Source organism: Blastococcus sp. SYSU DS0616, from assembly GCF_054051015.1.
Genome location: NZ_JBJHAJ010000058.1, coordinates 1 through 1,930, shown reverse-complemented (window position 1 = coordinate 1,930; position 1,930 = coordinate 1). Strand labels below are relative to the sequence as shown.

Below are 1,930 nucleotides of genomic sequence, written 5' to 3'. Positions count from 1 at the left end.
CCGAACCGAACACCAATATCAAGCTATAGTAAAGGTCCCGGGGTCTTTCCGTCCTGCCGCGCGTAACGAGCATCTTTACTCGTAGTGCAATTTCGCCGAGCCTGTGGTTGAGACAGCTGAGAAGTCGTTACGCCATTCGTGCAGGTCGGAACTTACCCGACAAGGAATTTCGCTACCTTAGGATGGTTATAGTTACCACCGCCGTTTACTGGCGCTTGAGTTCTGAGCTTCGCCTTGCGGCTAACCCGTCCCCTTAACGTTCCAGCACCGGGCAGGCGTCAGTCCGTATACATCGTCTTACGACTTCGCACGGACCTGTGTTTTTAGTAAACAGTCGCTTCTCACTGGTCTCTGCGGCCACCCACCGCTGCCCCGCGCAAGGCGGTTCACAGCAGATGGCCCCCCTTCTCCCGAAGTTACGGGGGCATTTTGCCGAGTTCCTTAACCACAGTTCGCTCGATCGCCTCGGTATTCTCTACCTGACCACCTGAGTTGGTTTGGGGTACGGGCCGCTCGGAACTCGCTAGAGGCTTTTCTCGGCAGCATAGGATCATCCAATTCGCCTCAATCGGCTATGCGTCGGGCCTCACCCTCATGCGGAACGGATTTGCCTATTCCGCGGGCCACACCCTTGCACCGGTACTACCACTCACCGGTAGGACTACCTTCCTGCGTCACCCCATCGCTTGCCTACTACCAGTCCGGGTCCCCAGCTCCACCGGATCGCCCACAAGTGGGCTCACCGGCTTCGGTGGGTTAGCATCGCTGGGTTCAGCATGGGCGTTCCTTCGCGGGTACGGGAATATCAACCCGTTGTCCATCGACTACGCCTGTCGGCCTCGCCTTAGGTCCCGACTCACCCTGGGCGGATTAGCCTGGCCCAGGAACCCTTGGTCTTCCGGCGGGGGAGGTTCTCACTCCCCTCTCGCTACTCATGCCTGCATTCTCACTCGTGTGGCGTCCACGGCTGGATCACTCCGCCGCTTCCACCGCCACACGACGCTCCCCTACCCATCCACACACCTGGCCGCCGACCAAGGCCGGCGACGGGTTGTTGCGTGAATGCCACGGCTTCGGCGGTGTGCTTGAGCCCCGCTACATTGTCGGCGCGGAACCACTTGACCAGTGAGCTATTACGCACTCTTTCAAGGGTGGCTGCTTCTAAGCCAACCTCCTGGTTGTCTCTGCGATCCCACATCCTTTTCCACTTAGCACACGCTTAGGGGCCTTAGCCGATGATCTGGGCTGTTTCCCTCTCGACTACGAACCTTATCGCCCGCAGTCTCACTGCCACGCTCTCACTTACCGGCATTCGGAGTTTGGTTGACGTCAGTAACCTTGTGGGGCCCATCGGCCATCCAGTGCTCTACCTCCGGCAAGAAACACGTGACGCTGCACCTAAATGCATTTCGGGGAGAACCAGCTATCACCGAGTTTGATTGGCCTTTCACCCCTACCCACAGCTCATCCCCCAGGTTTTCAACCCTGGTGGGTTCGGTCCTCCACGCGGTCTTACCCGCGCTTCAACCTGGCCATGGGTAGATCACTCGGCTTCGGGTCTAGAGCACGCGACTCACACGCCCTGTTCGGACTCGCTTTCGCTACGGCTACCCCACACGGGTTAACCTCGCCACGTACCGCTAACTCGCAGGCTCATTCTTCAAAAGGCACGCAATCACCCCCACCACACAAGGCGGCGTAAGGCTCTCACGGCTTGTAGGCACACGGTTTCAGGTACTATTTCACTCCCCTCCCGGGGTACTTTTCACCTTTCCCTCACGGTACTTGTCCGCTATCGGTCACCAGGGAGTATTCAGGCTTAGCGGGTGGTCCCGCCGGATTCACACCGAATTTCACGGGCTCGGTGCTACTTGGGAAACAAGTTCGGGAGGGACTGCGTTTTCGTGTACGGGGCTCTCACCCTCTACGG

Annotated in this window: 1 rRNA gene; it reads right to left on the bottom strand. The window is 58.7% G+C overall.

The annotated features are described in order from the left end of the window. Positions 1 to 1,930: ribosomal RNA gene (locus ACI79K_RS21080) — 23S ribosomal RNA — on the bottom strand; the annotation flags it as partial.